The 24,467-nt window shown below is 49.9% G+C and carries 24 protein-coding genes; 10 read left to right on the top strand and 14 right to left on the bottom strand.

Translation table 11 applies throughout. From position 1 onward, the window contains the following. Nucleotides 1-98 precede the first annotated feature (98 nt). Complete coding sequence (rplU, locus tag IMY23_RS14025; RefSeq protein ID WP_192822690.1) at nucleotides 99-407, top strand: 50S ribosomal protein L21; 309 nt, start codon at nucleotides 99-101, stop codon at nucleotides 405-407. Between the two features lie 73 nt (nucleotides 408-480). Next, nucleotides 481-786: a 50S ribosomal protein L27 gene (gene rpmA, locus IMY23_RS14020; RefSeq protein ID WP_192822689.1), complete on the top strand. Its 306-nt coding sequence runs from the start codon at nucleotides 481-483 to the stop codon at nucleotides 784-786. 983 nt (nucleotides 787-1,769) lie between these two features. Here rpmA and IMY23_RS14015 read toward each other — a convergent pair. Continuing rightward, the gene (locus tag IMY23_RS14015) at nucleotides 1,770-2,585 is read right to left on the bottom strand and encodes an FkbM family methyltransferase (protein WP_192822688.1); all 816 of its coding nucleotides are present in this window, start codon (nucleotides 2,583-2,585) and stop codon (nucleotides 1,770-1,772) included. 64 nt (nucleotides 2,586-2,649) lie between these two features. Continuing rightward, nucleotides 2,650-3,249: a hypothetical protein gene (locus tag IMY23_RS14010; RefSeq protein ID WP_192822687.1), complete on the bottom strand. Its 600-nt coding sequence runs from the start codon at nucleotides 3,247-3,249 to the stop codon at nucleotides 2,650-2,652. 203 nt (nucleotides 3,250-3,452) lie between these two features. Here IMY23_RS14010 and IMY23_RS14005 point away from each other — a divergent pair, with 203 nt between their 5' ends. Then, nucleotides 3,453-5,096, top strand: coding sequence for an ABC-F family ATP-binding cassette domain-containing protein (locus IMY23_RS14005; protein WP_192822686.1), 1,644 nt, complete (start codon nucleotides 3,453-3,455; stop codon nucleotides 5,094-5,096). 124 nt (nucleotides 5,097-5,220) lie between these two features. Here the strand turns inward: IMY23_RS14005 and IMY23_RS14000 are convergent, their stop codons facing one another. The 9 genes from IMY23_RS14000 to rbfA all read right to left on the bottom strand — a co-directional run bounded on the left by IMY23_RS14000 (nucleotide 5,221) and on the right by rbfA (nucleotide 15,403). Then, nucleotides 5,221-5,850: a hypothetical protein gene (locus IMY23_RS14000; RefSeq protein ID WP_192822685.1), complete on the bottom strand. Its 630-nt coding sequence runs from the start codon at nucleotides 5,848-5,850 to the stop codon at nucleotides 5,221-5,223. A gap of 232 nt (nucleotides 5,851-6,082) precedes the next feature. Beyond that, nucleotides 6,083-6,778, bottom strand: coding sequence for an SDR family NAD(P)-dependent oxidoreductase (locus IMY23_RS13995; protein ID WP_192822684.1), 696 nt, complete (start codon nucleotides 6,776-6,778; stop codon nucleotides 6,083-6,085). Between the two features lie 158 nt (nucleotides 6,779-6,936). Next, entirely contained in the window at nucleotides 6,937-7,662 is a 726-nt protein-coding gene (locus IMY23_RS13990) for a hypothetical protein (RefSeq protein WP_192822683.1), read from the bottom strand. Between the two features lie 210 nt (nucleotides 7,663-7,872). Further along, nucleotides 7,873-10,815 (bottom strand): DEAD/DEAH box helicase, encoded by a 2,943-nt coding sequence (locus tag IMY23_RS13985; protein ID WP_192822682.1) that lies wholly within the window; start codon nucleotides 10,813-10,815, stop codon nucleotides 7,873-7,875. Between the two features lie 544 nt (nucleotides 10,816-11,359). Continuing rightward, nucleotides 11,360-12,583 (bottom strand): ABC transporter permease, encoded by a 1,224-nt coding sequence (locus IMY23_RS13980; protein WP_192822681.1) that lies wholly within the window; start codon nucleotides 12,581-12,583, stop codon nucleotides 11,360-11,362. A 247-nt stretch (nucleotides 12,584-12,830) separates the two neighbouring features. Further along, entirely contained in the window at nucleotides 12,831-13,355 is a 525-nt protein-coding gene (locus IMY23_RS13975; RefSeq protein WP_192822680.1) for a hypothetical protein, read from the bottom strand. Between the two features lie 136 nt (nucleotides 13,356-13,491). Beyond that, nucleotides 13,492-13,971 (bottom strand): GNAT family N-acetyltransferase, encoded by a 480-nt coding sequence (locus tag IMY23_RS13970; RefSeq protein WP_192822679.1) that lies wholly within the window; start codon nucleotides 13,969-13,971, stop codon nucleotides 13,492-13,494. A 102-nt stretch (nucleotides 13,972-14,073) separates the two neighbouring features. Further along, nucleotides 14,074-14,883, bottom strand: a complete 810-nt coding sequence (locus tag IMY23_RS13965) for a bifunctional 2-polyprenyl-6-hydroxyphenol methylase/3-demethylubiquinol 3-O-methyltransferase UbiG (RefSeq protein WP_192822678.1) — start codon at nucleotides 14,881-14,883, stop codon at nucleotides 14,074-14,076. A 25-nt stretch (nucleotides 14,884-14,908) separates the two neighbouring features. After that, nucleotides 14,909-15,403, bottom strand: a complete 495-nt coding sequence (rbfA, locus tag IMY23_RS13960; RefSeq protein WP_192822677.1) for a 30S ribosome-binding factor RbfA — start codon at nucleotides 15,401-15,403, stop codon at nucleotides 14,909-14,911. An 84-nt stretch (nucleotides 15,404-15,487) separates the two neighbouring features. Here rbfA and IMY23_RS13955 point away from each other — a divergent pair, with 84 nt between their 5' ends. Next, nucleotides 15,488-16,897 carry a hypothetical protein gene (locus tag IMY23_RS13955; protein WP_192822676.1) on the top strand — a complete coding sequence of 470 codons (1,410 nt, stop codon included), beginning with the start codon at nucleotides 15,488-15,490 and terminating at the stop codon, nucleotides 16,895-16,897. A 135-nt stretch (nucleotides 16,898-17,032) separates the two neighbouring features. Here the strand turns inward: IMY23_RS13955 and IMY23_RS13950 are convergent, their stop codons facing one another. The 3 genes from IMY23_RS13950 to IMY23_RS13940 all read right to left on the bottom strand — a co-directional run bounded on the left by IMY23_RS13950 (nucleotide 17,033) and on the right by IMY23_RS13940 (nucleotide 19,020). Beyond that, the gene (locus tag IMY23_RS13950) at nucleotides 17,033-17,815 is read right to left on the bottom strand and encodes a YgcG family protein (protein ID WP_192822675.1); all 783 of its coding nucleotides are present in this window, start codon (nucleotides 17,813-17,815) and stop codon (nucleotides 17,033-17,035) included. Then, on the bottom strand, nucleotides 17,812-18,276 hold the full coding sequence (locus IMY23_RS13945; protein ID WP_192822674.1) for a TPM domain-containing protein: 465 nt from the start codon (nucleotides 18,274-18,276) through the stop codon (nucleotides 17,812-17,814). Before IMY23_RS13945 ends, IMY23_RS13950 begins: the two co-directional genes overlap by 4 nt. Before the next feature lie 165 nt (nucleotides 18,277-18,441). Further along, the gene (locus tag IMY23_RS13940) at nucleotides 18,442-19,020 is read right to left on the bottom strand and encodes a LemA family protein (protein ID WP_192822673.1); all 579 of its coding nucleotides are present in this window, start codon (nucleotides 19,018-19,020) and stop codon (nucleotides 18,442-18,444) included. A gap of 302 nt (nucleotides 19,021-19,322) precedes the next feature. On the opposite strand from IMY23_RS13940, the gene IMY23_RS13935 reads away from it, so the two are divergent. From IMY23_RS13935 to ygiD, 6 genes are all read left to right on the top strand, one after another. Next, on the top strand, nucleotides 19,323-20,321 hold the full coding sequence (locus IMY23_RS13935; protein ID WP_192822672.1) for a sugar phosphate nucleotidyltransferase: 999 nt from the start codon (nucleotides 19,323-19,325) through the stop codon (nucleotides 20,319-20,321). A 71-nt stretch (nucleotides 20,322-20,392) separates the two neighbouring features. Further along, nucleotides 20,393-20,923, top strand: coding sequence for a hypothetical protein (locus IMY23_RS13930; protein WP_192822671.1), 531 nt, complete (start codon nucleotides 20,393-20,395; stop codon nucleotides 20,921-20,923). Nucleotides 20,924-20,925: 2 nt separating this feature from the next. Further along, nucleotides 20,926-21,108 carry a hypothetical protein gene (locus tag IMY23_RS13925; protein WP_192822670.1) on the top strand — a complete coding sequence of 61 codons (183 nt, stop codon included), beginning with the start codon at nucleotides 20,926-20,928 and terminating at the stop codon, nucleotides 21,106-21,108. 101 nt (nucleotides 21,109-21,209) lie between these two features. Further along, nucleotides 21,210-22,157, top strand: a complete 948-nt coding sequence (locus IMY23_RS13920; RefSeq protein WP_192822669.1) for a nitronate monooxygenase family protein — start codon at nucleotides 21,210-21,212, stop codon at nucleotides 22,155-22,157. Nucleotides 22,158-22,546: 389 nt separating this feature from the next. After that, nucleotides 22,547-23,137, top strand: coding sequence for a Crp/Fnr family transcriptional regulator (locus IMY23_RS13915; protein WP_192822668.1), 591 nt, complete (start codon nucleotides 22,547-22,549; stop codon nucleotides 23,135-23,137). 477 nt (nucleotides 23,138-23,614) lie between these two features. Next, complete coding sequence (gene ygiD, locus IMY23_RS13910; protein ID WP_192822667.1) at nucleotides 23,615-24,445, top strand: 4,5-DOPA dioxygenase extradiol; 831 nt, start codon at nucleotides 23,615-23,617, stop codon at nucleotides 24,443-24,445. Nucleotides 24,446-24,467 lie beyond the last annotated feature (22 nt).

The raw sequence follows: 24,467 nt of genomic DNA, 5'->3' as shown, positions 1-24,467 counted from the left end.
GGGCTCACTTCCATTAAAAATAAAAGCAGACGGGGTTGCATCTTACGGCTAAGGTTTTTACCTTTGCGGTTCAATTTTTTAAAAAATATCGTAAGCTGATGTACGCAATTGTAGAAATCGCTGGGGTCCAGACGAAAGTAGAGAGCGGTAAGTTCTTCTACACTAACAAGCTTTCCGGCAATGAGGGTGACGCCGTAGAGTTCGCCAATGTTCTTTTAACTGATGACAACGGTTCTTTATCTGTAGGTGCCCCGTTCCTTGACAACATCAAGGTGACTGGTACTATCCAAGGCCACGCCAAGGGTGACAAAGTGATTGTTTTCAAGAAGAAAAGAAGAAAAGGCTACAAGAAGAAAAACGGTCACCGCCAACAATACACCAAAGTGTTGATCAACACCATTGGTTAATTTTTGAAGGAAGCAGAAAATTATTGTAGAACCTATTTCCGGGGTTTTTGACCGGAATTAAAATAGAAACGAAATGGCTCACAAAAAAGGTGTCGGTAGTTCTAACAACGGCCGCGAATCACATTCCAAACGTCTAGGCGTTAAAATCTTTGGTGGTCAAACCATCATTGCGGGTAACATCATCGTGCGTCAGCGCGGTACTGCCCACCACCCAGGTGCCAACGTAGGCATGGGCAAAGACCATACGCTGTTTGCTATGACAGACGGCGTGGTGGCTTTCAAGAAAGGTGCGAAAAACCGCTCTTACGTATCAGTGCTTCCAAGAGAAGTAGAGGCCGCTCAGGTTTCTACCACTCCTTCTGAAGAAGTGACTGCTTAATTTATTTGCTGGCCGCAAGGCTGGTTCAGATTACAACATAGGCTGCCCCAGGGCAGCCTATGTTTGTTTCAGGGGTTTCTGTCTGTCTCCGGAGTTTTTGGATTTTGGTATTTTACACGAAAGGCGATTGGCAGAAGACACTCGTAGGAGCTTCGCACACTACGAGGTCTTTTGAGTGAGCGATTGTCGGGTCCTCCACCGTAGAGACAAGGCAGTGCCTGGTCTCTACTATGTAATCTGCCGCAAGTTACGCTGTCGCTAAACTTGCGGTAGAGAATGATACTCGCGTTTCCGCCTCCATTTCCAATCCAGAGCCCGAAAACGCAATTTACAGAAAGGCTCCCCTCCTGTTGCAGGAGGGGCTGGGGGTGGTTACCATTTCCAGCCTTTCCTTCGAGCGCCTCGCGGGTTGGCCTTGAATAGCAGGGGCGATGAAACAAACATCAGTTATGGCCAAGACGGGCAGTGCGAGAGGGGAAGGCGGGGCCTCGCGGCCGTGAGCGCTCGGAGCCCAGATATGGAAAAGGCCGTCTTGTAGAACTCGGGATGCAGCGGTCATTTGGAAGGAAGGCAAACTGCATGCACAATGGCAGTTAGAACCGCCGTTTAAAGAAGGTGGTGGTTGCTTATTCGAAAGGTAGTCTTAGTTGTTGGTGAGAACACCAACAACAGCGGAGAAAACGGCGCAGTAAACGAAAGGAAATCAATGCAAAAATCTTCGTTAGATCCTTCGACAAGCTCAGGATGACCGTGAGAAAGTAAATCAGTTTGTGTAAACATCCCCCTTCGCCCCCTTCAAAGGGGGAATCTGCGCGTGGCAAAGGGCTAATCCTGCATTCAGCTTTGGATATTGAAAGCCCAAGCCCTTGCAGACAATCCACATTTAACAACCAGCAAATCCTCTGCAATGCTCTATCAACAATTCTAAAGCAATCCTCCGTTTTCAGCCTCATTTGCCAAAACGAAGCCAAAAACGGAAACCCCTATTCCACCACTGCCAGAAAATCAAAATGCTTCTTGTCTAGCATCTGGGCGGGCGTCTCAATCTTTGTCATAGAATGGCTGAACAAGCCTTCCAGGCGGTAAAGTTGGTAACCCAGGCCGGTGAGCAGGTTAAAATAGTCGGTGCGCTCTTCTTTAGACAAGGCATGGTAGCATTCACCCAGGATGGTGGGGTGGAACTGGGCCAGCAAGGGCTGCAGGCTGCGTACTATCTCCTTGTCATAGCCTTCGGCGTCTACTTTGAGAAAGGTGAAGCGGGGCAAGAGATGCGCATAGTTGGCCTGCAGGTAAGAAAGCAGGTTCTTGCCGGTTACCTCCAGCGTGTAGGCATGCTGCTTCTTGTTGATGCGGCCGGGGTCGCCGCCGTTGCAGAACGAGGCGTCTGAGTAATGGAACACCACGGGTCCGTCTGTGGCAGTAGCGGCGAAGTTAAGTGGAACGATGTTGGTTTTCTCTGGGTTGAGCGCCGCATTCTGCTGCAGAATCTTGAATACGTAAGGGTTGGGTTCCAGCGCCAGCAAGGTGCCGGTTTTCCCGCAGGCCAGCGCCATGGGCACTGCCGTGTCGCCGGTGTGCGCGCCAATGTCAAGGGCAAGATCGCCGGGCTGTATGAATTGCCGGATGAAGGCCACTTCCTGGGCATTGATTTCCTTTTCGCCCTCAAACGGGTGCAGCCACTGGGCGTAGTGCACGGCACCGTCATGGGGGAGTTGGAACGTCTTGACCTGCGCGCCATATTCCTGGAACGTTCTCTTGAGTTGGTGCTTCTGCAGCTTGCGCTTTATAAAGTTGAACATGCGTAGAAAATAAGAAACCGGGCAGAAACCCTAAAGATAACACCCCTGGGTCTAGTTAGTGGTTTTAATACGCTTTGTGCCAGCCCAAGCCAAAAGACACACCTACGCCATAATAACTTCTTCTGGAGATATTCCCGAAGACTTTGATGCCAATGCTTCGGCCAAAACCAATTGGTTTACCAATAGGCACCAAACCGTACAGAATCCTGAACTGCTCTTTTTCGGCTTTGAAAAGCTTAAAGTCCAGTTCTACCGGTAATCCCCAATAGCGCTCATGAAACGTATGCGTTTTATTCTCTTCATCTCGGGCCGTAGCCGTAAACCAAGCATGCGAAACCCCTGCCGAGAGGCTCACAGAAACCGGTCCTTCCGTCAGCCGCAGGCCGTACAGCAGAGATAACTCTTCAACGGTATTGCTGGCTTTGACTAGCGGCAAAGGGACAAAGGGCATTCCCGGAAAGTCAACCGACCAATTGATCAGCCCCAGATACTTACCCGAAAACAGATGTTGCTTGTGCTGCCGGTACAGGCCAAGCCCCGATGCAAAGCCTCCCATTTTACCGGTGGCACCGCCCAAGAAAAAATCGCCGAACAGGACGGGGTTCGTGCGAAGGGAATCTTGCGCTTGGGAAGGCAAAACCAGAAACCCAACAAAGAAGGCCATTCCAACTATTACTTTGGCAAAACATGCACGGGCAGCAAACATTGATATCATGGGAAGGCAGAAGCTACCAAGGAAAGGTACACATCTCCAGCCATGGGCGCAAGTGAACTTGTAGCAGCAGGCAATTGTCTGAAAGAGAGATGCCCATTCCAAAAGATGCGCTCAAATAATCTCGTATCTTTGCCCCCTTATTTCAGAACTACATGATCTCAGTTGACGCAGTAACCGTTGAGTTTAACGGCTCGGCCCTTTTCAGCAACATTGGCTTCAATATCAATGAAACCGACCGCATAGCCCTCATGGGCAAGAACGGCGCTGGTAAATCTACCCTCCTTAAAATCATTGCCGGCGTGAGCAAACCCACGCGCGGCAAAGTGTCAGCGCCCAAAGACGCGGTGATTGCCTATTTACCGCAGCACTTGCTTACCAAAGACGAGAGTACCGTTTTTGAGGAAGCGTCCAAGGCGTTCGGGCAGATTCTGGAGATGAAACGCCAGATGGATGACCTCAACCACCAGCTGGAAACCCGCACCGACTACGAGTCTGACGCCTACATGAAACTCATTGAGGACGTCTCTGAGCTGAGCGAAAAATACTACTCCATTGAGGAAATCAACTTTGACGCTGAGGTGGAGAAAACGCTTCTGGGTCTCGGTTTCCTGCGGTCAGATTTCACGCGGTCAACCAGTGAGTTCTCCGGTGGCTGGCGCATGCGCATTGAACTGGCCAAGATCTTGTTGCAGAAGCCTGATTTGATTTTGCTGGATGAGCCCACCAACCACTTAGACATTGAATCTGTGCAGTGGCTGGAAGATTTCTTGGTGAACAACGCCAAGGCCGTGATTGTGATTTCGCACGACAAGACCTTTGTGGACAACATCACCAACCGCACCATTGAGGTGACCATGGGCCGCATCTATGACTATAAAGTAAACTACAGCCAGTATTTACAGTTGCGCAAAGAACGCCGCGAGCAGCAGCAGCGTCAGTTTGAAGACCAGGCCAAAGAGATAGCTGATATTCAGGGCTTTATTGACCGGTTCAAAGGCACGTATTCCAAGACCTTGCAGGTACAGTCACGGGTGAAGATGCTAGAGAAGATTGAGATTATTCAGGTAGACGAAGTAGATACCAGCGCCTTAAACCTCAAGTTTCCGCCGGCGCCGCGCTCCGGTAATTACCCGGTAATTGTAGAGGAACTCACCAAAAAATACGGCGACCATACCGTGTTCAAAGATGCGTCGCTCACCATTGAACGCGGCGAAAAGATTGCGTTTGTGGGCAAGAACGGCGAAGGAAAATCTACGCTCATCAAAGCCATTATGGGCGAGATTGACTATGAAGGCAAGCTGCAGCTGGGGCATAACTGTATGATTGGCTACTTCGCGCAGAACCAGGCTTCTTTGCTGGATGGCGAGCTCACCATTTTCCAGACCATTGACCAGATTGCCGTGGGCGACATGCGCACGCGTATCAAAGATTTGCTAGGTGCCTTCATGTTCAGCGGCGATGCCGTAGAGAAGAAAGTAAAAATGCTTTCCGGTGGGGAGAAAACGCGTCTAGCCATGATCAAGCTGCTCTTACAACCCGTGAACCTGCTCATTCTGGATGAGCCCACCAACCACCTGGACATCAAAACCAAAGACATACTCAAAGACGCTCTCAAATCCTTCGACGGTACGTTGATCCTGGTTTCCCACGACCGTGATTTCCTGGACGGTTTGGCTACCAAAGTATTTGAGTTCGGGAACAAGCGCATACGGGAGCACTTTGAGGACATCAACGGGTTCCTGCGCAACAAGAAAATGGAGAACCTGCGCGAGATTGAACGTACCGTGGCGAAGTAGAAACTTGCACTGTTTGTTATGAAGAAGGCCCTTGCTACCGCGTAGCAAGGGCCTTCTGTATTTTGGTGGATTCCTGTTTTCGGCTTCATTTCTAGAAATGAAGCCGAAAACAGGAATAGACGGTTTATTTGATGGTATAGCTTTTGAGCGAAACCGTTCCTGAAGATCCTAACTCAGACATGATCTGGCCCACCCCTTTGGCGAAGTAGTAATTGAACGGTTGGTCAAACGGAATCTCCATGCCCTGGAAAAGTACCACCGTCGCCAATTTTACCTGAATCACATTTTTATATTCCTTACCCAACACGGTTTTGGTGAGACCTTTTTTTACAAGTGTATACGTGTACCTGGTAGTAAGACCGTTTATTACAGTAGTGGTGCTCCAGCTACCGCCTTCGGGCTCGTTCTCCTTTAAAACGGTCAACTCAATGTTCCCTACACCAGCGACAGCTGTATAGAGGGTATATGAACCAGCTTCCTTGAAAACATAAATTGTACTAATGGTACCGTTCTGGTTCTGCTCAAACTCAGTATATGATTTGCCATTGATGACTTTTTTAGTGCCCAATGACTTGTAAGAATACGTCAAATCCCCTTCATAAGACCAGGTAGAACCCGCAGTGGTAGGGAAATAGTCCAGTCCGGCCGCGGCAGTAGTGGTTTCTTCAGGCGCGGGGTCTTCTTCTTTGTCTGAGCAGGCCGTAAACACGCAGAGAAAGGCAAGCCACAGCAAGAGGTTTTTGGTGGTGGTCATGGGAGGTGGTTTGAAATGGATGAAGGTGTACCGCGGAATGAAATATAGAATATGTTAAATATGACTGTTTCCTTTCAGAATGCCAAGAGGAGCTAGCCTGTTTAAGTGATTTTATTTATAAAGAAGGGAACGCCAGGAAAACGCAATTCCGTTTTCGGGCTCATTTCTGTAAATGAGCCTGAAAACGGGAAATACCAAAGCGCCTTTATCTGAAAGAATTTTGATTGCGCTGTTATCTGATGCTGGACATGCCGCCATCTATCGCCAGAATTTGTCCGGTCATCCAAGATGATTTATCGGTTAATAGAAACAAGGCGGCCGAAGCCACGTCTTCTGGCGAACCAATTTTCTTGAGCGGGTGGCGCTGGGCATTGGCTTGTTTCTTGTCTTCGGTGTTCAGGAATTTGGCGGCCAGGGGCGTGTCTGTGATAGAGGGCGCCACGGCGTTCACGCGTATAGTGGGCGCTAACTCCGCTGCCAGAGCGCGGGTCAGTCCTTCAATAGCACCTTTAGATGCTGCCACCTGCGCATGAAAGGTAAAGCCTGTCTGCACCGCCACCGTAGAGAAGAACACCACCGAGGCAAAACCGGCTGCCTTTAACCGCGGCAGCACCGCCTGCAACACTTTGATAGCCCCGCCCACCTGCAACTGGAAATCCTGCACAAACGCCTCTGGTTTTATGCGCGCGAAGGGCAGCAAATTCACACTGCCCGGGCAGTACGCCACGCCGTCCAGCGTTTCCGGTAGAAAGGAAAGATCCAGTGTGTCGGCCAATACGTCTAAGGGATGAAAGGTGACACCAGCACTTCCAGTTTGGGGTTCATTTTGGAAATAGGTACCAAAAACGCGGTGTCCTTCTGCAGCCAGTAGTTGGGTTAATGCCTGACCAATGCCGGAGGAGCCGCCTATGATTAAGTAATTTTTCATGCAAGGTGTGTGGTTTGCATGATAACCGGGAAGGTGGCTACAAGTTTGGGAGATGGGTTTATTGGGCTTGCTGATAAAGGGACAATTTATTTTGGAGAATCTGGTCTTTTACCAATGACAAGCAAGGCTATTAATCTATATGGTGTTAGCAGGTCATCTTATTTCATGGCTGTGTCAATGTCAGATCCATTAAGGAATGGCTTGAAACCTTCTAAAGAGTTTAACTGCCATTTGTCGGCTGATTTGATTGCAGTTGCTCTAACTTTATGCTGATTAGGGCTTGACTTCTTATCCCAAGTCCAATAAAAAGAAGCGGTGGTATTTTTGACTGTTAAGCTATCAATAGTAATCAACTCCCAATAATCGTCTGGATAATCTTGGCAAAGACACCAATCATCTGCGCCTGACTCCCATATAGTTATGCCGTCTCGTATGTTTCTGTAAGTGATGTCTGTTTTCTTTATAGAGGAATCAATGCTTACAGCTATGTCTTTGTGATTCAATAGAAATGCCTCTGAAAATAATTGTGTTTTCCTGAATTCTTTTAAGTTCTTATTAAATTCCCCCCAGTCAATTCCAGTGAAAATACTGTCATTCTGTTTTCTGTATTTATAGGGAAAATCGTCTGTCCTTTTAGTCTCATGCCAAGTATATACTGCCCTAACAAGTGCTGTTAATTCCAAACTGTCTTTAGTTTTACCAGTAGCAGGAAATTTCTTTTCGCTGGGTCTAAGGCTGGATGAGATATCGCTACTGTCCACGTTTGACTCCATAGTGGCAAGCGACTTTTCACCGGTCTCCAATTTGGTAGCGTCATTACAAGCAGTCAGATACATTGACACAGCAAAAAGAATGCAGAAGTAATATTTTGTATTTATTGCCAAGTGGTTAAATCTGGTTAAGAGTTATTGATATGTAATTTCTATAAATGACTAACCGAGCAAAAACAGCAATTTCCCCATTAACTACCTATAGATTTCCTATGATGTTTTATAACCAACCTCAAGAATACAACATAAGGAAGAGGATTAGCTGTTAACTAAATCGTTTACTACGTTTTGAGTCTCATTTCCCCAAACAAAGCCCAAAACGCATTACGTCAACAGACTCTCAATATCTTCTTTGGTGAGCTTTTTAATCACGGCTTCATCCGTAGAAATCAAGTCATTCACCAAAGCCAGTTTCTTGTCTTGTAGGGCCAGGATTTTCTCTTCCACGCTGTTCTTAGTGATGAACTTGTAGGTGAAGACGGTGTTCTGCTGCCCAATGCGGTGGGCGCGGTCAATGGCTTGGGCCTCTACGGCGGGGTTCCACCAGGGGTCTAGGATGAACACATAGTCAGCGGCGGTGAGGTTGAGGCCCACGCCCCCGGCTTTGAGCGAAATTAAAAAAATAGGCAGTTTGGGGTCATTCTGGAAGTTGTTGACCTGCGCCTGGCGGTCTTTGGTGGAACCATCCAGATAGGCGTACTTGATTTTACGTTCATCCAGGGCGGCGCGCACAATGTCTAAATGCTTCACAAATTGGCTGAAGATTAACACCTTGTGCCCTTTGCTGACTACGTTCTTGGTCAGACGCAACACCTCGCCCAGCTTCCCAGATTCTGCTTCTGAGTTAGGGTCGGCCATGCGCGGGTGGTTGGCAATCTGCCTGAGTTTCATCAAGCCCTGCAAGAGCATGAACTGACTTTTGGCCGCGCCGTGCTCCTCAATGTTCTTCAGAATCTTGTTGCGGTAGTAAGACTTGGTTTCCTCGTAGGCGTGCTCCTGCTCTTCGGTCATCTTGCAGTAGGTCACGTGCTCAATCTTCTCGGGAAGTTCTTTGGCCACCTGGCTTTTATGCCGGCGCAAAATGAACGGTTTTATCAAGGCGTGCAGTCTTCGGGTTTTGTGTTCGTCTTTCAGCTTTTCAATTGGCCGCAAAAACTCTTTCTTGAAGAAATTCTGCGTACCCAACAAGCCCGGATTGATGAACGACATCTGGCTCCACAAATCCAGGGTGCTGTTCTCCACGGGCGTACCGGTCAAAATCAGGCGGTGCTTGGACTTGAGCTCGCGCATGCTGATGGACGTATTGGAATTGGGGTTTTTGATGGCCTGGCTTTCGTCCAGAATCACGTAGTCAAACACGTATTTCTGCAAGATTTGGTGGTCCAGGCGCACAATTCCGTAGCTGGTCAGAATCAAGTCATAGTGCTTGAACTGCGACACACTTTTGTTGCGGTACGTGCCCGTATAAGTGAGAATACGAAGCTGCGGCGTAAACTTCTGGGCCTCGGCCAGCCAATTGTAAATCAAAGACGTGGGCATGACCAGCAATGAGGCCGTTTGCGCGCCGTTCTCTTTGCGGTGTTGCAGCATGGCCAAGGTCTGCACAGTTTTCCCCAAGCCCATGTCATCGGCCAGACAACCCCCGAAGTGGAATTCCTGCACAAAATGAAGCCAGTTATAGCCTGCTTTCTGGTACGGCCTGAGTTCGCCTTTAAAGCCCAGCGGCATTGGTTTGTCTTCCACGGTCTCAAACTCGCGGAGCTTCTCCAGTTTGCGGCTCATGGTCACGCTGGCGAGGTTTCCGTTTTGCAAATCACTTACCAGAGAAAGGTGGTGCTTGCGAAGCTTCAGTTCATCCTCGCCCTCAGAAAACGCGAAGAGCTCCAGATACTGCGTAAACCATTCCTCCGGGATGATGGCGATTTGGCCGTTGGGCAGCTTGTATTCGCGGCGCTTGGTGAGAATGTGGTTCCGGAGCTTGATGAACGGAATTTCATACGGCCCGAATTTGACCGTTCCGTAAATATCAAACCAGTCGTTACTCTCCGAGATGCCAACGCTCACGCTGGTTTCGCCAATGAAATAGTTCTTGTCGGTTTGGCTCTGCTGCAGCGTGAAGCCCAGTTCTTCCAGCGCCTTGGCGTAAGTATTCAGCCACCCGAACGCCTTGGGCTTGTCTACCACCGCTTTTCCGTTTCTAATTTCCAGGCCACGGCTGGCCAGTTCCCGGTGAAACGAGCGCTCAAGTTCCAGGTCACGGTGCAGGCGGTAAAACACGTAAGAGTCTTCGGTTTTCTCCACGTTCACACTGATTTTCTTAGATTCCTGCGTGCCCAAATTGTAGTCGCCGTACTGGAACTGCAGCTGGAACACAATTTTGTCTCCGTCTGAAGAACCTCTCTTAGGCCTTTCCTCTTCTTCGTCCTCGCCAACGGTAGAAAACAAAACAGGCGCGGGCTCTGCCATGGCCAGTTCAGAAATCAGGAGCTGCGGCTGCGGCACAAAGCGCTGTGATTTTATCAGGAAACCTTTGGCGAACACGTCGAACTGCTCTACCAGCGGGGCCACAAACTTGCGGTAATAGCTTTCCTCCACGTTGCGCGGCACCACAATGAATTTCTTGTTCAGAAACGGCTGTAGTTTCTTGCCATCTACCTGTTTCTCAAAACTGTAGAGCACGTCATTGAGTAGCAGCCAGGCCGGTTCTTTGCAGACCAACACCGCATTTTTATACTGAAACTCCAGCAGTTCACCTTTGTACTTAATAGTGGGGAAATAGTGGGTGTTTTCGTCGTTGCGCCGGAAGTGGAATAAAACCGTGGCTTTTTCAGTGGCCATCTGCAGCTTCTTCCAGGTAGGTTCGCCGTCTTTGCCCATCACAAACACCATTTTGTCCTGCAGCAAATCCAAAATCTTAGACATGCGGCCCTGCACGTAATGCTCTATGCTTTCCTGCAGCAGCTTGTCGCCTTTGGCGGGGTCATAGGTCTTGAAGAAGAAGTCGGCCAGCGTGGTTTTCTTTACGGCAAATTTCTTGAACACCGCGTCCTGCTGAATCTGGTCCATCAGCTCAATGAGTTGATAGTCGGTTTCATTGAGGCGGGCCGAAAACTCAGCGGCGTTTTTGCTGGAGATGTTCTGGTGCTGGAGCGTGAGCTGGCGTTTAGAGTTGACTTGCACCACAAAAGACTCAAACAGATAGCCCAGGTATTCATGCTCAAAGAGCGAATAAACTACTTGAAAAGGCTGCGTGGTGAATACTTTCATGGTAGAGTCTGACTATCCCAATCTTGAAAGTACAACAAAATCTTTGCACGCCCACAAAGAATAGTAAAAATTTTAGCCGATTCTGTTCAAGTTAGCAATACTCGTTTTCGGCCCCGTTTCCGAAAATGAGCCCGAAAACGGGAATGCAAAAAATTCCCTCTCCCTCTGGGAGAGGGCTTGGGTGAGGATGAATTATTCACGCATTCCTGAATTGTAGGGGCGTATTGCATACGCCCAATGCGCTAGCCACCGTAATACTGTCAGCTTAAAGCGAAAGCATTAACACCTGAAATTGAGTGCACAGATTTCTTTGGCCAGCAATGGGAAATGGAATATAATCAGATATGTGTAGGGCGTATGCAATACGCCCCTACAAACCAGGAATGCGCGTGTTATAATATGAATTCGCCCTCATCCTAACCTTCTCCCAGAGGGAGAAGGGACTGCGCTATTCTGGTTTGAAATGGAATGGCTTTGAAGATTGGTTGGAATATAAAATTCCCGTTTTCGGCTTCATTTCTGAAAATGAGCCCCAAAACGGCTTTTACAGATTGTCTCTGATGGAAAGTGCGGCGGCCTTGCGGGCGGGCCTGATGGACACCAGCAGCGTAATCACAATAATAGCCGTGGCCGTGAGCAGAAAGTCAGAAGGGCGCATAAGCACCGGGTACGCTTCTACCACTGAGGTGGTCATGCCCATAGACACAATGCCAAATGTCTGTTGCGCCCAGCAGATGGCTCCGCCCACCACCAAGCCCACTATTGCACCGGTAAAGGCTACAATGGCGCCCTCCAAGAGGAATATACGCCTAATTGTTCCGGCATCGGCACCCAATGAGGCCAGAATGGCGATGTCTTTCTGCTTATCCAGCACCAGCATAGAGAGGCTGAAGAAAATGTTGATAGAGGCGATGAGCAAGACAAAGGTAAACGTCACAAACACAAACAGTTTCTCCACTTTCACGGCGCGCAGCAAACTCACGTGCTGTTCCTCGCTGTTGAGCACCTGAAAGTCGGGGCCCAGGCTTTTCTGCAGGGAGGCTTTTACTTTGTCAATTTGGTCTGGGTTTTTGGTTTTGACTTCAATGGAAGTGCGCTTGTTTTCATAGCCCAGCAATTCCTGCGCGAAGGTCAGGGGCACAAACACGTATTGGTCGTCATACTGCCGCTCAATGGCGAACACGCCGCCCGCCTGAATGCCCAATTGCCTAAACGCGTTCTCTGGGTTGATTACCGTTTTCTTGCCAGCCTTGGGGTACAGAAACTGCAACGGTGAGAATGGGTTCTCTGGCCTGATGGACAATTGGTATTGCACGCCACGGCCAATGAGCGCGTATTGCTGGTTGTCGCGTTTGAGGCGGTAATGGCCGTCTACAATGGCAGAGTCAATCTGGTTCTGCTGAAAGAAATTGTCGCTCACGCCTTTGATTTTAACTACCATCTGGCGGTCATTGTAGCGCAGCAGGCAGTTATCTTCTATGACTTCGGTGTAGAGCGCCACGCCCGGCGTGTTCTTGATCTTGGCCAGAAAATCGGCGTTCGCCTCAAACGATTTGCCCTGTAGCGCGGTGATTTTTATTTCGGGGTCAAACTTGCCGTAGAGGGACTTGATCAAATCTTCCAGCCCGTTGAACACCGACAGCACCACAATGAGCGCCATGGTACCCACGCCCACGCCAATCATGGCAATGATGGAGATGATGTTGATGATGTTGCGCTTCTTCTTGGAGAAGAAGTACCGCCGGGCGATCAGAAGGGCAACGTTCATCTTTGGGGTTTGGTGGGGTTGGTTGTGAGGTTAACGGCAAGCCGTTTAAAAGTGTTTTTACTACTTCTGAGGTGCGATTTGGCTTTTTAAAGTTACTGGCCGTGGATTAACTATAGCCTTGTTTTTCGCATTCTTGGCTTTAATTTTATTCATCTCCTTCCTGAAATCGGTCAATTCTTGCTCTGTCCAAGGTTCAGATTTAATGATGAAATCTATATTCTTCGGTTCCCTTATAAGTCCCATAAGCTTAGTCTCTAAAGTATTGGTTCACCAGTTTTGTGGCGGCAGTTGTTTCAAGGAACATTCTTTGCCCTCTGAAATGTGTTGCCCCCAAGGTACGCTGGTAATGTTCTATTAACGCTGTTTTTGAATCAAAAGCTACAAATCCTTGGTAACTTCGTTCAAAGGCCACTTTGCAGGCATACGCTACCAAGTTGCCCGGCACGCCCAGATAAACCTTATTTTGGCCCTTGTTAAAATTAGAGCTTTCAATAAGGTGCATGAAAATGTGGTCTTGCTTGTCTTCAATGCTTAGCAGCCCTTGTATAATGGCTGGGTTATTGGCAGAAGTCAGTTTATAAACCTCTTTTGTGGAATCTTTCAATTCTTTCTTCCAATCAAACAGCCACTCTGCTTTCTTAATACTCCTGTTGTCTTTCGCTGAAAGCCGCGTTATTTCTGTGTCAAAAACCTCTCCAGTTACTGCATTCTCAATAGAATTAGTCAGTTTGTCAACATCAAATTCAAGACCCGTTACTTTTACCTTACCCACGCGTTGTACAATAAATTCACTTAGTGCATTAAAAAGAGCCAGGCTTCTCTGGTTATGAAGTAGAACAATTCTGTGCCCTCTACTCCCGTTTTCGGGCTCATTTCCAGAATTGAGCCCGAAAACGGAAATTCTTGCCCTAGGCTTCCACGTTTTCCGGCAGCTTGTTCAGCTTCTTTTTCATGCAGACGCTGTTGTCAATGTTCTGGTACTGGCCGTAGTTGGGAATAATGTGGAAACCGCTTTTGGTGTAGAGCCTGATGGCTTCGGGTTGGGCTTTGCCGGTCTCCAGCACCAGTTCTTTGTAGCCCAGTTCAGCGGCCCAGCGTTCCAGTTCAATCAATAGTTTATGGGCCACGCCGCGGTTTCTAAATTCGGGCAAGACAAACATGCGCTTCACTTCCACCACGCTGTCGTCAGTAAATTCTTTAATGGCGCCGCAGCCCACCGGTTGGCCTTTCACGTAGGCCAGCACCACGTGCCTAATGGCGTGGAGTTTGTTGAACTGCGCGTAGAACGAGTGGTCGTCGCCGTCGCGCACGTGCAGGTCAGCGTCCAGGAGCATCACCAGTTCTGTGAAATCTGGGTGCGTGGCGTTGGTTCTGAGGAATTCTGTCATGTGGTAACAGTTTCGGTTAAACTAGGCACTTCCAAGGGTTTCCGTTTTTGGCTTCATTTCTGAAAACGAGCCCTAAAACGGAAATGCTATTTTCTTGCCTGTTTATTTCCAGGCTTTCACAATAAGGCCGGTGCCGGTGGCGTGCTTGCCGTGGGTGTCTAAGTAATTCAGCAAGAGGCAGAACGGATACACCAACAAATAATAAAACGGCAGCACCAGAAAGAACAGCTTTGAAAAACCCAACATCAGAATAGGGTATTTCATGCTCAGGCGCCACGAGATTTTGCCCGGTGCGCCGTACGAATAATGGGCTTCGGTACGACTGAAACCGGCGCTGCGCAATTTCTCCTGAATCTCCTGGATGTTGTAGCCATCGCGCACGTGTTCTTCAATGAACGAGCTTTCATCATCGCCGTGCACGTCTGAGCCGCCCTGGTCTGAGGGTGTGGAAATCAGCAGCATGCCGCCTTTCTTCATGGACGCATGGAAGTTCTTGAACACCTCCACGTCTTCCAGAATGTGCTCCATCACGTCAACGCTCAACACCAGATCAAAAGCCTCCGGGTCTTGGAACGTGACCAGATCCTCTACCCTGAACAGCACGTTGCGGCGCTTGATCTGCTGGAAAAAGTTATTGCAGTCTGCCACCTGCTCGTCTTTTACGTCTACGGCCAGCACGCGCCAGTTCTCGCTCATGCCAGAGAGATAATAACTGTATTGCCCGAAGCCGGAACCGGCGTCCAGAATCTGCACGGGCTGCTGGCGCTTGCCTTTCGCCCAGGCGCGCAATTCTTTGTGAATGTGCCAGGTGCGCAGCAGCAGCAAGTCCAGCAGGTTGTAGAATACTTTGCGCAGGAAAGGCGTTTGGTTGAACGCTTCGCCCAGGACGCGTTTAATGGGATCGTACTGCATTGGGTGGGTTTAGTAGCGGGTTGGCTTAGCGCTTGTCGTCTTCAGATTCTTCGTCTTCCTGGTCATCCACATCGTCGTCATCTTCTTCCAGGCCTTCCTCGTCATAAAGGTCATCTTCCTCTTCGTCGTCTGGGTTAGTGAACGGGTTGGTAGGGTCTTCTTTTGACTCAGACGGAATGTGGAGCTCGTTGATGATTTTGTCCATTTTGGCGGCGTACTCGGCGGTGTCATCCAGATAAAAAATCAGCTCTGGGATCACGCGCACCTGGTTTCTGATGCGCTTGGCCATCTCGTGCCGGATGGTCTTACTGTTTACTTTGATTTCATTGAGCAAATCGCGGCCGTTGGGGTTGAGCAGCAGGCTCAAATGCACTTTGGCCACGCCCAAATCTGGCGACACGCGCACGCCGCTCACTGATATATACGCCCCCGGAAACAGGTGCGAGCACTCACGCTGGAAGATTTCAGCGAGCTCTTTCTGGATCAGGCGGGCAAATTTTTGTTGGCGTTTACTTTCCATGGTTCCGCAAATATCGTATTAATTTCACATTTTTACCCCACAAACCGCCGCTCTCTTTCTGGAGTGGCTCAGCCGCGTCTACCCTTGATACGATTCTTTAGAAGTTTGTTCCCGTCTAGGTGGGTGGTGTTGGTGCTGCTTTTTCTCCTGATTAGGCTCCCACTGGTGCTGGTGGGCATGCCCGCCACTTTGTCTGAACTCCACCACATGCTCCTGGGCGAACGCCTGGCGGCCGGCTTCATGCATTACCAGGACGTTTATGACACCACCGCCCCGCTGAGCGCCGCCGTCTACTGGCTCCTGGATCTGGTGGCGGGCCGTTCTTATCTGGTGCATAGATTATTGGCCACGTTGCTGATAGGCTACCAAGCGTTTCTGCTCAACTACATCTTCAACCGCAACCAGGTACATCCGCAGAAATCTTACGTGCCGGCGCTGTTCTACATGTTGTTCGGGAGTATATTCTTTGAACTGGATGTACTTTCGCCGCTCTTACTGGGGCATACGTTTGTACTGCTGGCCGTTTCCAGCCTTACCTCTATTTCCAAAGATGCCGCCAACGCGGGCCGTCTATTTAAGGCCGGGTTCATGTTAGGGCTGGCCGCGCTCTGTTATTTGCCGCTGGTGTGGTTTCTGGTGCTGGGCTTTTTTGCGATTATCTACTTTGCGTCGGGCGCGTTCAGGAGCACGTTGTTGATGCTCACCGGCTTTGCGTTCCCCTTCAGTGTGGTGTTCACGTTCTTTCTGTACCAAGACGCGCTGGGGCCGTTTCTGGAGTTGGGCCTGGCCTGGAGCTGGCAGTTCAAGTTCACATTTGTGCTGCCCTTCTGGCAAGTGGTAAAAGTGGCGGCCGTGCCGATGCTGGTGCTGGTGCTGTCTTTCCTGAGTTTGCCCTTGGTGAATTTAGGCGCCAATTACCAAGCCCGTTTCCTGCAGTTCATGCTCATCTGGCTCATTGTGGTGGCGCTAGTGTTGGTCAGCGGGCACGACGGTTCGGCCAAAGGCCTGATCATGGTGTTGCCCTTGCTGGCGTATTTTGGCGTGTTCCTGTTCACCTGGAGCGGCAAGAAATTCTGGATTGCTGATATTCTGTTTCTGGTGATTGTGGCCAGCGTGGTGGCCATGCGCTACAACCCGCTGGGCCTGGTGTACTTGCCGCTGGGCATTGACCCAGAACTGGTACAAGTGCGCGAAGCCCCGCGTTACCGCAACATCCAAAACGAAGAAATCTTAGTCCTGGGCCCCGACTTAAATTACTACCAGCACAACCGCCTCGGCTCCCCATATTTGCGCTGGGATTTAGCGAAACCTTTTTTTGGACGACGAAATCATTATGACGCGCTGTTTACCATTTTCACTGATTTGCGCCACCGTCCGCCTGCTTATATCATTGACCAGAAAGGCTTGATGCCTGAGCTTCAGTACAAATTGCCAGCGGTTTTTGGGCGGTATGAACGGCAGGAGAACGGTCCGTTTTATAAGCGGACACGGTAAAAAATAGGGAGAAGAGTGTCTGGGTCAGAGCAGATGTACCTTAAACCAAAAAGCGTTTTCGGGCTCATTTCTGGAAATGAAGCCGAAAACGCTTTTTCAATTCAACCTTCCGCAGAGCGGAAACAAGGCAAAATCTTACCAACTAGACCCGGCGCCGCCGCCACCGAAGCTTCCGCCGCCAAAGCCGCCGAAACCACCGCCTCCTCCTCCAAAGTCGCCGCCGCCGCCCCCAAACATGCCGCGGCCGCCAGAGAAATCCCCGAAGATAACGGGTGGGAAGAACGGTCCGCCCAGGGTACGGCTACGACGGCCGCCTTTGCCGCCACCGCCTCTTCGGCTGATAATGAAGACCAGAATCATGACGCCAATGATGATCCAGAGAATGGGAATGCCACCTTCGCCCTCACTGCGTTGGGCTTTGGGGTCGGCTTTGTATTCGCCAGAGGCTACGTCAATGATAAAACTAGTGCCTTTGTCAAGGCCAGTATAATAATCGCCTTTCTGGTATTCGGGTTTGATGGTGTACTCCGTGATGCGCTTGGCAATGCCGTCTGGCACCGCGCCTTCCAAGCCGTAGCCTACCGCAATAAAGACTTTTCTCTCCTTTACGGCGGTCAAAATCAAGATGCCGTTGTTCTTGCCTTTCTCCCCCACGCCCCACGCCTCGGCCAGTTTCACCGCGTAGTCTGAGATGTCATAGCCGCCAATGGAGGTGATATTGACCACGGCAATCTGGGTAGAGGTGCTGTCATTGTAGTTGACCAGTTTCTGCTCCAGCGCCTGCTCCTGCTCGGGGCTCAGAATGTTGGCCAGGTCATTGACCAGCCGCGGCGGACTGGGCCTGGGCGGAAAATCCTGCGCCTGCAAAGACAGCGCAAAAAGCAACAGCGAACATAAAAGCCAAAAGTGTTTTCTCATGTCTGCTGGTCTTTGTTCAGATTGGAGCCGAAGGAAATATCATTAGGCAACTCATTGATGTCTTTGTGGTCGCCGGCGTACGGGAAATACGCCTTGAGCTGGTCGCCGGCCATGGTAATGCCTTTTTTCAGGCCGTCGGCGTAATGGCCCAGCTTGAAATCTGCAATAACCACCTGGTTGATCTCCTCCCAGAAATTCTTGGGCACCACGGCGTTGATTCCGCCATCGCCCAGCACGGCAAACTTGTGGCTTTTGAGCGCCACGTAGAACAGCACGCCGTTCCTTAGTTTGGTCTGGTGCATATGCAGATACGCGAAGACTTGCGTGGCGCGGTCCAGCACTTCGCCGTCACAGGTGTCTTCTATGTGCACCCGTATCTCGCCGGAGGTGTTGCGCTCGGCTTCCTCAATGGCCTTGGTGATGACGGCCTCGTCGGCCTCAGTGATGATATCGCGTGCCATTCTTGGGTTAATTAAGAATTAGGAATGGGGAATTAAGAATTGGCAGAAAATGCGTTTTCGGGCTCATTTCTGAAAACGAGCCCGAAAACGGAAATCTAGCCTTGAGGTAAATAGGCGCAAACTTTCACAAGTCTTGCTACCTGATACCTGCTACTTGATACTAACCTAAAACTGAACGGTAGGCGCCTTGTTGGCACCGGCTTCGGCTTCAAAGTAGCCTTTCTTCTCAAAGTCAAACATGCCAGCAAAGAGGTTGCGCGGGAAAGCCCTGATGTAGCCGTTGTAGTCTTGCACCGCGGTGTTGAACTTCTGGCGCTCCACGGTAATCCGGTTCTCGGTACCAGAAAGTTCGGCCTGCAGTTCCAGGAAGTTTTGGTTGGATTTAAGGTCTGGATAGGCTTCTACGGTGGCCATTAACCTTGACAGTGAACCGCTCAGCTGGCTTTGCGCGGCCTGGAACTTCTGCATGTTCTCGGGGGTCAAATCATCGGCGCTGAGGTTAATGCTGGTGGCTTTGGCGCGGGCTTCCATCACGGCGGTAAGGGTCTCTCTTTCGTTGGCGGCGGCGCCTTTCACGGTGTTCACCAGGTTGGGCACCAGGTCGGCGCGGCGTTGGTACACGTTCTGCACCTGCGCCCATTGGCTGGACACGGCTTCGTCTTTGGCCACCATGTCATTGTAACCGCAGGAACTCTGTGAGGCCAGAATCACCAGACCGAAGAAGTAAAGCAAGAATTTTTTCATAGCGTGGGTTGGTTTAAGGAATTGCGTTGTCATTTTTGGTTTGTGAGTGAAAGCACCTTCTATACGTACTATCCGCAGAAAATATGCGTTTTGGGGCTCATTTCTAGAAACGAGGCCAAAAACGCACGTGGGCAGCGCCGCTGTCTGTGCTTTCTAAAGGTAGCAAGGTTGCGCAGATATATTCAAAAATGCTAATAGAATATTTTGTCTTGTGGGCCCGGTGCCCGGTTAAGTGCACGCTGGAGTGCAGGTAAAATCAGCAAGATTGCGTAGCTTGGGTTGGCAAAGCTCCTTTGAGATTTATGAAAGCAATTATACCGGTGGCGGGCATGGGCGCCCGCCTGAGACCGCACACGCACACCCAACCCAAAGCCTTGGTGCCCATTGCGGGCAAAGCCATTCTGGGCCACATCATTGAAAACCTGCAGGCCGCGGGCATTACGCAGTTTGTGCTGGTGGTGGGTTACCTGGGCGAAAAAATCATGCATTACGTGCAGCGCAAATACCCAGACCTACAGGTGGAATTTGTGGTGCAGCAACCCCGCGAAGGCCTGGGCCACGCGCTCTGGGCCGCCCGCGACACGTTTCAGCACGAAGAAAGCGTCTTGATTCAGCTAGGCGACACCATTGTGGACGTGGACATGCAGAAAGTGCTCACCGGTGACCAAACCCTGCTGGCCGTCAAGCCCGTGAAAACGCCCAGCCTCTTCGGCATAGCTGAAATGGATAACCAGGGTTTTATCACGAAGGTGGTGGAAAAACCTAAAATCCCGAAGAGCAATTTCGCGCTGGTAGGCCTTTACAAGATTGCCAACCCCGCCAAACTGGTGCATTCGCTGGAGCACATCATCACCAATGACATAAGAACCCAGAACGAGTACCACCTCACCGATGCGCTCATGCACATGCTTCAGGAAGGCGAGAAAATGGTGTCGCTCACTGTGGACCACTGGTTTGACTGCGGCCGCAAAGACACGCTCCTGCAGGCCAACGCCACGCTCCTCAACCGCCCCGAGTTCAAACGCGCCCAGTACCCCGAGTTCCCCAACACCATCATCATTCCGCCGGTGAGCTTTGGCAAAGGCGTACAGATTTCCAACTCCATAGTGGGCCCCAACGTGGCCATTGGCGAGAGCGCCATTCTCAACTACACCATTGTCCGCAACTCCATCATTGGCGGCTACGCCGAACTGGGCTACGCCGTGCTGGAAGACTCACTGGTTGGTTCAGATTCTTCTTTGAAAGGACTTAGTCAGCGCTTGAATATTGGCGATAGCACGGAGATTGATTTTAGTAATTGAGGGGAAATCAAAGAAGATAAAATAGGCTTTGCAGATTAGTCACCTGCTTAGAATCTCCGTAAATTAGAGATGTGGGAAAGAGAAAAGAAACCGGCCTTGATTTTACCATAGACAAGCTGACCAACAGCATTGAGAATGTAGTCACTGGTGACAGTTTTGCTACTGATATTTCGGTTCTCACAACGTCAGATTTAAAAACCGTAAGCAAGAAGAATAGCTGGATTTTCAATTGGCGAAACGAATTCAAGGAACCCGCCCGGGATGTTTACAAGTTAACGATAGTAAATAATCCTACTATTATTCAAGGGCTTATTTGCCTTGAAGTAAAGGCAGATCATGTGTACATGCACTTAGTGGAGAGTGCTCCGTTCAACAAAGGCGCCTCTAAAATGTATGCTGGTGTTCCCGGGAACTTGGTAGCATTTGCGTGCAAACTTTCCTTTCAGCGAGGGCATGATGGCAACGTTTCTTTTATTTCTAAAACCCAGTTGATAGAGCATTATGAAAAGACGCTTGGTGCTTTTCATTTTGGCGGCCGTTTGATGATTATAGAAACCACAGCTGCCCTTAAACTTATTAATAAGTACTTTCAAAATTCATAGATATGAAAGCGAAGAAACAGGAATTAGATGTAGATTTTATTGGCGGTCAAACTCCATTGACTACCGAGGAAGAAAAAGCACTTAGCGATTTTTTTAAAAGCAAAAAACTTTCAACTAAGAAAGCTAGAAACACTAAAAAAGTATCAGGAGTAAAACAATCTATTCGGCCAACTTCTGGTCTCTGAAAAATGCCTTTCTAATAACGCTTTTCTGCCCTTTTTGGTGCTCTCACCCAAAAGGGCAGCTGTTATCTTGCTACCTGATACGCGATACTTGACACCAACCAATGACCAACAGAATCACACAACTTTTCAACATCCAATACCCCATCATACAAGCCGGCATGATTTGGTGCAGCGGCTGGAAACTGGCGTCGGCGGTGAGCAACGCGGGCGGACTGGGCCTGATTGGCGCGGGCTCCATGTACCCAGACACGCTGCGCGAACACATCCAGAAGTGCAAAAAAGCCACTGACAAACCCTTCGGTGTGAACGTGCCCTTGCTGTACCCCAACCTGGAAGAGCATTTCAAGATTATCATGGAAGAGAAAGTACCTGTGGTCGTCACCTCGGCAGGCAACCCGAAGACCTGGACGAAGCTACTCCAAGACAACGGTGCCAAAGTCATCCATGTGGTGAGCAACGTCAAGTTCGCGCGCAAATGCGAGGAAGCCGGGGTAGACGCCATCGTGGCGGAAGGGTTTGAAGCCGGTGGCCACAATGGCCGCGAAGAAACCACCACCTTCTGCTTAATTCCCATGGTGCGCCAAGCCGTAAACCTACCCTTAATTGCGGCGGGCGGAATTGCGAACGGAGCCGGTATCTTCGGGGCGTTGGCCTTGGGGGCCGAGGGCGTGCAAGTAGGCAGTAGGTTTGTGGCCAGTCTGGAAAGCAGCGCGCACCAAGCCTTCAAAGACCTTGTAGTCTCTGCCCAGGAAGGCGACACCGAACTTTCCCTAAAACAACTCACGCCCGTGCGCCTGCTCAAAAACAAATTCTACCAAGACGTGAAAGCCGCTGAACTGCGCGGAGCGTCTACCTTAGAATTAGCAGAACTCCTCGGCTCCCGGCGCTCCAAACGCGGCATGTATGAAGGTGACCTGGAAGAAGGTGAACTGGAAATTGGCCAGATTGCCGCCCTGGTGAAAGACATCAAACCCGCCGGGGAGATTGTGCAGGAGATGTGGCAGGAGTTCCTAGACGCTAAGCAGAAGTTCTGTGGAGAGTGGCAATAAAATCTGTTTTAGGCTTCATTTCAGAAACAAAGCCCAAAAACGGAAACCGAATCCCTAAAACCTTCGCCAAGATCGGATTCCCCCTTTGAAGGGGGCAGGGGGATGTTTACACCTGCTGATGGTACATTCCTGATTTGTAGGGGCGTATTGCATACGCCCTATGCGGTGGCCCTGGCAAACCTTTTCCTACAATGAAATGGCCGAATGCATTTATCTGGCATGTGTAGGGCGTATGCAATACGCCCCTACAATATCAACAACCTTAGACCACCTGATGTAAACACCCCTCTTATCTCCCCTCAAGGGGAGAATTTGCGACTTGCTTGCGTTCATGAACAACTCAATAGTTATTAATACTTTATTACCAACAACTTAACACTCACACCACCTTGCCACCCACCGCCATCATCACTGCCCTTGCCCAACATGCCGCACTTTCCCCAGAAGAGGAAGCGGCGTTTCTGGCTATTTGTGAGACCAAAGAGGCGAAGAAGAAAGAATTTCTGCTGCGTACCGGCGAGTTAAACCATGCTTTATATTTTGTGAACAGCGGCTGCCTTCGGTCTTTTATTGTAGACCAAAGTGGCAAGGAAGTAAACTTGGAATTTGCCGTGGAAAGTTACTGGATTAGTGATGTGGCGTTCAACAAACCGGCGCTGCTATCTATTCAAGCACTTGAATCCACGCAGTTTGTGCAGATTAACATTCAGGCCTTTGAAGCGCTCACGCAGGAATTCCCAGTATTCAATCTGTTCTTTAGAAAATTGCTGCAGAACGGGTACTTCGCGTTCAAGAAACGAATGCTGAGTGGCATGACCCAGACCGCCGCCCAAAATTACAGAGACTTCCTTCTTAAATTCCCCAGTTTGAGCCAGCGCATTCCGCAGTACCACATCGCCTCTTACTTGGGCATCACGCCAGAGTTTTTCAGCACTATCAAGTCTGATGGTCTGGATTTGTACCAGCAATCCATTTCGTAGCTTTAATTCTCCTCGAAGTAAAATTTATCTGCATTGGCACGCATTCCGTCCCCCCTTTGAATGGGGTAGGGGGATGATTTACTTTTGCTGATTTCCCATTCCCAACTCTATGGCGCGGAAGTTACTTCCGTGCCTTTTAGAAATGCAAGGCACGGAAGTAACTTCCGCGCCATATATCTTTTAACAGAAACTCTTCCTTCTGCCGCAAGTCTAGCGCTAGCCTAAATGTGGAAGGTCAGCTACTAGCAGAAGTCATCATTCCACCCCCCTTCAAAGGGGACGAAATGCGTGCAAATCCATTTCTTAAACTACCTTATTCTTTTCCGGCGGCGGGTGCCCGACCTTTGTATGGTGAATGGGAAGTTGCGCCAATCCTGTTTTAAAATGGACCGCACCTCCGTTCACGCTTCACTTAGTTTTTTGACTACCGTGGAAAGAAGGAAATTTATAAAACTGGCCGCTGGAGGGGCTATGGCTATGACTACGTTATCAGCATTCAAGAAATTTACAGATACTTTATCACCGCAAGACTATACCATGCCGATTCTGTTTGTGGGCCACGGCTCACCCATGAACGGTATTGAAGACAATGAATTCAGCCAGCATTGGAGCAGAATGGCGCAGGAAATACCAGTGCCCACCGCGGTTTTGGTGATTTCGGCGCACTGGTTCACGAAGGGTACTAAAATCACGGCCATGGATTTCCCGCAGACCATCCATGACTTCGGCGGCTTCCCGAAGGCCTTGTTTGACGTGCAGTACCCGGCGCCCGGAGATGCGGCATTGGCGAAAGAAACAGCGGCCTTGATTAAATCTACGGAAGTGGAACTAGACCATGACTGGGGCCTGGACCACGGCACCTGGACCATCGTTCGGCATATGTTTCCAGAGGCGAATGTGCCAGTCTTGCAGTTGAGCATTGATTATACCAAACGTCCGCAGTACCACTATGACCTAGCCCAAGAACTGCAGGCGCTGCGCAAGAAAGGCGTCTTGATTATGGGCAGCGGCAACATGGTGCACAACCTGCGCATGATGGACTGGAACCTGATTAACGGCGGCGGCTTTGACTGGACCCACACTATCAATGAAAAATTCAAGGACCTTATTCTAAACCGTGACCACCAGCCGTTGATCAATTACCAGACGCTGGGCCGTGAGGCGCAACTGGCCATCCCGACGGTAGAGCATTACCTACCGCTTTTATACACGCTAGGCTTGCAAGGCAAAGACGAACAGACGTCGTTTTTCAATGACAAGATGGTGGGCGGCTCCTTGACCATGACCTCCGTGAAGATTGGAGTGTAAATAAAAATTCCGTTTTGGGGCT

This window comes from Rufibacter sp. LB8 (assembly GCF_014876185.1).
In the GTDB taxonomy this organism is placed as follows: Bacteria; Bacteroidota; Bacteroidia; order Cytophagales; family Hymenobacteraceae; genus Nibribacter.
The sequence above is the reverse complement of the archived record's forward strand: the minus strand, read 5'-3'. Positions and strand labels throughout refer to the sequence as shown.